This window comes from Candidatus Caccoplasma merdavium (assembly GCA_018715595.1).
GTDB lineage: Bacteria > Bacteroidota > Bacteroidia > Bacteroidales > UBA11471 > Caccoplasma > Caccoplasma merdavium.
In genome coordinates this window covers 66,551-74,149 of record DVLI01000002.1, presented here as the reverse complement: position 1 = coordinate 74,149, position 7,599 = coordinate 66,551, and the positions used below count along the sequence as shown (strand labels likewise).

The 7,599-nt window shown below is 47.8% G+C and carries 4 protein-coding genes and 1 rRNA gene; all 5 read right to left on the bottom strand.

The genetic code is table 11. The features are described 5' to 3' along the window. Window positions 1-137 (bottom strand): 16S ribosomal RNA (locus tag IAD09_00515); the annotation flags it as partial. Window positions 138-661: 524 nt separating this feature from the next. After that, window positions 662-1,972 carry a calcineurin-like phosphoesterase C-terminal domain-containing protein gene (locus IAD09_00510; GenBank protein ID HIT80719.1) on the bottom strand — a complete coding sequence of 437 codons (1,311 nt, stop codon included), beginning with the start codon at window positions 1,970-1,972 and terminating at the stop codon, window positions 662-664. A gap of 93 nt (window positions 1,973-2,065) precedes the next feature. Continuing rightward, window positions 2,066-2,602 carry a hypothetical protein gene (locus IAD09_00505; GenBank protein ID HIT80718.1) on the bottom strand — a complete coding sequence of 179 codons (537 nt, stop codon included), beginning with the start codon at window positions 2,600-2,602 and terminating at the stop codon, window positions 2,066-2,068. Between the two features lie 20 nt (window positions 2,603-2,622). Then, entirely contained in the window at window positions 2,623-4,047 is a 1,425-nt protein-coding gene (locus IAD09_00500) for a SusD/RagB family nutrient-binding outer membrane lipoprotein (GenBank protein ID HIT80717.1), read from the bottom strand. An 18-nt stretch (window positions 4,048-4,065) separates the two neighbouring features. Next, window positions 4,066-7,323, bottom strand: a complete 3,258-nt coding sequence (locus tag IAD09_00495) for a SusC/RagA family TonB-linked outer membrane protein (protein ID HIT80716.1) — start codon at window positions 7,321-7,323, stop codon at window positions 4,066-4,068. Window positions 7,324-7,599: the final 276 nt, after the last annotated feature.

Genomic DNA, 7,599 nt, shown 5'->3' with positions numbered 1-7,599 from the left:
TTGGTTCCATACGCGTTACTCACCCGTGCGCCGGTCGCCACCCATTGAAGCAAGCTTCAACTGTGCTGCCCCTCGACTTGCATGTGTTAGGCCTGTCGCTAGCGTTCATCCTGAGCCATGATCAAACTCTTCGTTGTATTATTTCTTTTTTCTTTTTTTATTCCATCGAAGACTTTTTCGCCTTCTTCCCTTTTGCAGGAAAGCGGCTCATGATTCGCCGGTTTTGACGTTGACTTTTTACTCGTCTCGTACTACTTTGTCTATCATTCCTTCAAAGATCTTTTCGCTTCCCTCGCTCGGGGCGGCCCCCGTTCTATCGGGAAAGCGGGTGCAAAGATAGAGGCTTTTTTATTCCCCTCCAAATCTTTTTGCCACTTTTTTTGAAACTTTTTTCTGACTTTTTTTTCTTCTCCCTATCCGTCAGCCATTTACACGCGAAACTTTTTTTTCGCTCAAAATGTCTGTTCGTCAAGACAAGGATTGCAAATATACTCCTTTGTGTCTCTCTCCGCAATTTTTTTCATCTGTTTCTTAACAGTGTTTTTCGGCAGATCTTATACTTTTCCCCCTAAATGAAGAAATCGAAAAGCCCGCCGACCAACTTTCAGGCCGGTGGGCTTTTCGCTATTTTAAGCTAAAGTTACGCCGTTGTACGGACAGACTACAATTTTACCGTTTGGGTGTATGTCTCCCCGAACCGGTTGACAACTTCTATTTTTATAGATTTTGCGGTTTTAGAGGGTTTGGCCCGGAAAAGATGGTCGGTTCTGAAAATATTTACTCTTCCCGACCGGGCATATTCTTGATCGATATCGGCAAATTGTTCCATTGTACCTTGCAAGACTCCGTCTTCGTACCACTTCACTTGGCAGGCGGGATCCCAATCCCATACATTGGCAACTACATATTCGCGTTGCGTATCGAATTTTCCAGGTTTATAGATTTTGAATTGATGATCGATATCATACCCTGTCGACTTGAAATGCCAACGGACATCATTGCCGTCGACCTCGACCCACATATATCCGTTGGGAGTCCCGCAACGGCTGGTTTTTCCAATCCAATGGAATCCGCAGACCGCGCCGACATTGTGCTCATAGATGTTTTCGGCCAAAATTTCGTTTTTATGATAATGGGTGTGTCCCGAGAAAACGTGCACGTTATAATCTTTGAGAATATTCAAGACCTCGCGTGAAGGCTGGTCATTGATCACCTGGTATAGAGGAGCATGCACATTGAGAAATACCGTCGTACCGGGCTCGATATAGCTCAAATCCTTTTTCAACCAATCCAATTGTTCTTTCAGCAGACGCACATCGTATTTTTTCCGGCCATGATAATTAATGTCTTTCATGCAAATAATATGAACGCCACCGATATTCAAAGAGTAATCGGTAGGGCCGTAATACGATTCGTACTTTTTCTCGGCATAACCTTCGGCCCAATCATCCACCTCGCTTGCCTCGGCATATTCCAAGTCGAAATCATGATTGCCGATAACATGCATCATGGGAATACCCCACGACGACACGGCACTGACATACAGCGGATAGAGGTGCAGGGCATCGCTCACAATATCGCCTTCGACAAAGCCGTAAGTCTCACCTTCGATGGTTTTCAAAAAGTTCTTCACATCGGGCACGGCTTCGGTAAAGAAACGCACGAAATGGAAATCATTCTTGGGCTGGGGGTCGGAAAAGACAAGGCAATTGAATTTTCTGGACACTTTATCTCTTTTTTCCAAAACAAAATCATAGGATTTTGACGTATTCTTAGCATCGATAGGTTGATAGAAACGTATCAAGTTGTATTCGTTGACTGGAATCCGGTATGCAGCGGGGACAGAGATAGAGACATAACGGCACAATTTTCCATCGGCCGGCAACGTATATGCGCCGTTCTTGTCGGTGACAGTAAAATTCACACCGTCATTCACAACTACACCCGGAACCGGTTTCTGTCGAGAATCCAAGACCCTTCCGCCGATTGCAGCTTGACTCGTTTGGGCAACAAGGCTGAAAACAAATATGCCAAGGAGCCCGAATAATTTGAATGCTTTCATTTTTTAAAGACTTACAGATTGGTTATTTGTATTTGCAATTAACTCGATATGGTTGAAAATATCTATCAGACGCTCGGGTTCTTTGGTCGAAGCCAAATCTTTTTCGAGCGCTCTCGTATCATTCTCATACAAGATGGCATTGGCGCAGTCCAAGACATGGCACATCAACGTCACGGCGTCGGCTTTTTTCATTCTTTTTTTCTTCACGGCTTTCACGACATAACGATTTACCTTTTTAACGGCGTGGTAGACCGAAGGTTTCGCAAACTCAACCGTGGTAGACGAGAAACCGATGTCTTGCGCGTAGGTGCGGGTATATCCCGACTGGAAGGCGCCCCATTTGGCCGTGCAAGGCTCGCCCAAATAGTGGGGCGTCACAAAAGCGGCATCGTCACCGACAGTCTTGGCTTGGAATATGTAGACATGCGGTTTTTGCGAAGTCTCTTCTTTCTCCGCACTTTCGGGCGGAAGGGCTGCTCCCGACCCGAACGCGGGAGAGAGGCAAAGCAACCCCATAACGAATAATACAACTGCTTTCATTTTATATTTCATATTGTGTTTTACTGTTGCCATATAAGTTTTATCGACAATTCATCACCACCCATGGCCGTCTTGGCCGATTGGTAGTTATCCATGTTGGTACGTTGCAAGATGGAGGGATATTTGAACCGGTGGGGGATTTCCTGGCCGTCGGGAATCCCGTCGCCTTTCGGAATATGGGGCAGACCTGTCCTGTTGTATTCAAACCATTGCTGGTAATCGCAAAAATACAAGGCAAAGAACTTTTGCAACAAGATTCTCTCGAGCGTACCATCATAAGCCGCATCGGGGTTTTCGAAATAATCTCCGGGCATTTCCCCTCCCCACTGTTCAACCGACGCACGCACGCCATTTTCATAGGCAACCCGGGCATCGGTGTCGATAATATTCCGTTGAGCCAACTCGGCTTTGATAAATTCCAGCTCGGCATAAGACATCAACGTCAATTTCATCGGGGCGAGCGCCATGTTTTTATTGGGTGCCGAAGGTTTTCCTCCGGGCTGAACGGAAAATCCCGCCGGCCACCCGATATATTCGCCACCTTCCTTGGCCACAAAAATAGGCAGCCGCGGGTCGTTCCAAGTTTTGAGCGTATTGACGACAAACTCGGTGCAGGCCCGGTATGAATTAAAGCCTTTGCCACGCACGAGAGGTTCTTCCAGAGGATAGACACCGCTTATTTCGACCAAAGCGCCATCGTCGTTCGATTCGAATACCGGATAGGTAACAGGGTCGTCGAGGATTTCCTTTATCTTGTTCTCGGCATCGAAACCATCGACATCCAACAACTTCACAAGCACACGCAAATGAAGCGAATTGCAAAATTTCTTCCATTTCAGGATACCCTCGCCATCGATCGTCTTATAGAGGAGGTCGCCGGTAGAGTTGTATCTCAGATTGCCCTCGGTGTCGAATAACGTATTGGCCGCTTCCAACTCCTGCAAGATATTCCGGTACACCTCTTCCTGACTGTCGAAGGCGGGATAAAACAGCTGCTCGTCGCCCCGGCACGCTTCGTGGTAGGGTATATCGCCAAACGCCGATGCAAGAATATCGAACATGAAGCACTGCATGACTTTCGACACGGCCCGGTAATTGGGTTCATTCAGTTTCACGGCTTCTTTTTCCATGGCTTTGGCATTGGTGATCCACTCATAATAAGTGCTCCATGTGCCATCGCCCTCGCTGTCCTTGACAAACCACCACCCCAAGCCGTTCACGTCTCGATAAGAGATGATGTTTCCCATCAGTTCATAGGTGTAATTGTTGTAACGGTTCCAACCGAATTTCGAAACATTGTAGATAAGCGGGTCGAGGAAAGAACCGGGGTTGGCTTCACTGAGCTTGGTCGGGTCGATATTCAACTCATCGAACGGCGTACAAGCCGCGAACAGGCTTCCCATGAAAATGCCGCCCAACAATATATTTTTGATATTCTTTTTCATGTTGATGATTTTTATCAATTAAAAATTCACATTCAGACTGATACCCATGGAGCGGGTCGAAGGCAACGAACCGGCTTCGATACCGGGCACGATGTTCCCGCCGTTCAAGGCTGCGATTTCGGGGTCGAATACCGGGAAATCGGTAAAACAGAAGAGGTTCCTTCCATACAAGGCGATGGACAAGCTGCTGAACGGGGTTTTGCGCAACTGGTGTTTCGTAAATGCATATTCAAGGCGCACCTCTCTGATTTTCAAAAATGAAGCATCGTAGGTATTGCTTTCGACATTCTCAGCGGCATAATACTGCCCATAATATACCTGCGCGGTAACGGGTTTGGTATTGGGACTGAACGTGCCATCGGGATTCTCCACCACACCGGGGGCGATTACATACATACCACCTATCTGATGGAAATCGGAGCCTGCTATGCGGGGGTCATCGGCCGCGATGTAAAGAGGGGTACCGGGCAACCGTCCGTTCAACGTGGCTTCGCTCTTGCCCTGGATGCCCATTCGGAGGGCCGTGGTAGAATATATGTTTCCGCCTAATTGCCCGTCAATCAAAATTCCAAGTGTGAAATTTTTATACTTGAACTCGTTATACAATCCGGCTTTCCATGCAGGATAGGCGTTGGCGACATATTCTATCTCATCGGTCAACACGGGTATACCCGTCTCGTCAATGATTATTTGCCCGTCGGGCGCACGTTTGAACTTATATCCCCAGATATCGCCCACACTACCGCCCACACGGCCTATGATAGAGGCTTGCGCAATTTTCTGTATCAACTGGTTCTCGTCGGCCGTCTCAGAAAGCGACAATATCTTATTGTTGTTTTTCGCCCAGTTGAAACGTAACGTCCAACTGAAATCTCTCGTCAAGACAGGGACAGCCTCCACTTCAATTTCATAACCCATGTTCTGCACCGTACCCGAATTTATGGTAGCCTTGCTGTAACCGGTCGTCGGGTCCATCGGCGCATCGATGATTTGGTTCTTGGTGCGGTTATAATAGTACGCAAAATCGACACCGAGACGGTTGTTGAATACCCTGAAATCGACACCGGCCTCATAGTTGGTCGATATTTCGGGTTTGAAATCGGTATTGAACAATGTCGTGGGGAGTTTTACCGAACCGGGAAAGTTTGTAGTGGCATAATATTGCGACGTCTTGTAGGGGTCGGTATCATTACCCACCTGGGCCCAGGAGAGGCGCAACTTCACGAGATTTATCTCGTCGGGCATCTCAAACCACTCATTCATCAACGTACTCATCGAAACCGACGGATAGAAGAATGAATTGTTTTTCTTGGGCAGGGTCGACGACCAGTCGTTACGTCCCGACACATCGAAGAAAATTTTGTTGGCATAGGAGATGTTTGCCGTGAAATAGACGCTGTTCACCTGCTTGTTGAGAAGCCGCTGGTCATACTCGATGGCCGAAACAGCATTTGCCAATTTGTAAACACCCGGAGTAATCAGGCCGTTGGCGGCATTCGACAGCATGTCGAGTTTCGACACCATCATATTTCCACCGACAGCGGCATTGAGGGTGATTCCATTGAAAAAGCTGTTGTGATAAGTCAGCAAGACATCATTGTTGAGTTCATAACTGAACACATTCTGTTTTCGGAAATATCCATCGGGAAAAACCACGTCGCTTACCGGACGGTGCTGTTCGCGCAAATCGTTTTCGAGTTGCAAAGCCGAACGCACCATAAAATCGAAGTGGCTGCTCAATTTCAAGTTTGCCGACAACATCGACACCGTAGCATGTTTTTCGGTGGGGTTCAAAGCCTCGTAAAGTATCACATAGGGATTCTGAATGTTTTTACTGAACGGTTGCAGTTGAGTGACATTCTCCTGTCCCCGCACCCACATGTCGCGATACCAGTCCAAGTCGACACTGGGGTTTTGGAAGGCCAGGAAATAAGATATGGCGTTACCACTATAACCCACGGTGGGGAGATTGTCGCTCTTGCGCCAGGTGTAACTTGTCCGGTAATTGATACTCAGCAGGCGTGAAATCTGTTGCTGCCCAGAAATCGTCGCCGTGAGGCGTTGGAACCCGGTATTGGGAAGAATCCAGTTGTTCTTCATGTGGGTTACCGAAGCCCTCACCGAACCGCGGTCATTCTTACCCGACAAAGAAAGCGAGTTGGTCGTCGTAAAACCCTCTCGAAACAGGTCCTTGCGGTTATTCTTGTATGACCTCCAAGGTGTAGGACTCTCACCGCGAGCTTGTGTTTCGGGATCATACTGGTAAAATGACAATCCGCTGTCGAGACGCGGGCCAAACGCACTACTCGTCCCGCTCGTTCCACTCACCGTTCCGTCGGGAAAATCGCCATAAGAATAGTAATGCTGGCCTTCATAAATCGAACCTTCGAGGCCGATGTTCGTCGACTGCCCCTGCCCGAATTCATACTGATAATCGGGCCACATCATCACATTTTCCATACTCGTGTTTGACGAGAAGGAAACACCGAGCCTGTCGTCCTGCTCGCTACCGTTTTTGGTCGTTACCATTATCACGCCGTTCGCCGCACGGGAACCGTACAATGCCGTAGCACTGGCCCCTTTGAGCACTTGCACGCTCTCGATATCTTCGGGATTCAGGTCGGAGAATCCATTACCGAAGTCTATCGAACCTTCACCCGAAGCCGCTTGCGCATTACCGGTATTTACCATGGGGGCACTCATCGGGACACCATCGACAACAATCAAAGCGTTGTTGCCACCCTGGTTCAATGAAACATCTCCCCGTAAAGAAATACGCGTGGAACCCAGCGGACCCGCAGATGTATTGACGTTCAATCCGGCTACTTTTCCCACCAATGCCTGCGACCAGTTGGCCGATATGGAACGTGTGATTTCGCCGGCTTCAAGTTTCGTGGTGGAATATCCCAATCCGACTTCGTTGCGTTTTATACCCAATGCCGTCACCACGACATCGTCGAGAACAACATTTTTCTCGGACAACACGACAACCCAATTGGTTTTCCGGGGGCTGTAAGATACCGTATCGGGATCATAGCCCAAGAGACTGAACACCACCTTATCGGCAGTTCCAAGGCCAATCTTGCTCGACAGCGTGAATGTTCCATCGGCATCGGTCATGGTCGCCGTTGCAGAGCCTTTCACCGAAACATTCACGCCCACCAACGGTTCGTTGTTCCTATCGACAACCTTGCCATTGATTACGGTCTGTGCTTGGGCTGTTATCGCCGCCAAGCTGAACAGGAAAATAAATTTTCTTTTTAACGTAAACAACATAATCCTATATTTTGGTACGGCAAAAGTATCGTCATGCTGTTTCAAGGGTATGACAAGAGTATTAATTCATCGACCCCGATCCGTAACAGTTATTTCATTTTTGTGACGAATAATCACATCTCACCGATTCTGTCAATGGGCACCGATGTCAACAGGAGCATTACCCGTACTATTTATTTATAAACCAATGATTAAAAAAACATTCCCGGCATGGGATTTATACTCATGCCGGGAATGAAACCTTGCAGGTTCTCAAAACTCGGGCATAAAAAAGTT

Bases quoted from the DNA above. Each gene is read 5' to 3' on its own strand.
- IAD09_00505 (HIT80718.1), bottom strand. From the start codon at position 2,602: ATGAAAGCAGTTGTATTATTCGTTATGGGGTTGCTTTGCCTCTCTCCC.
- IAD09_00500 (HIT80717.1), bottom strand. From the start codon at position 4,047: ATGAAAAAGAATATCAAAAATATATTGTTGGGCGGCATTTTCATGGGA.
- IAD09_00495 (HIT80716.1), bottom strand. From the start codon at position 7,323: ATGTTGTTTACGTTAAAAAGAAAATTTATTTTCCTGTTCAGCTTGGCG.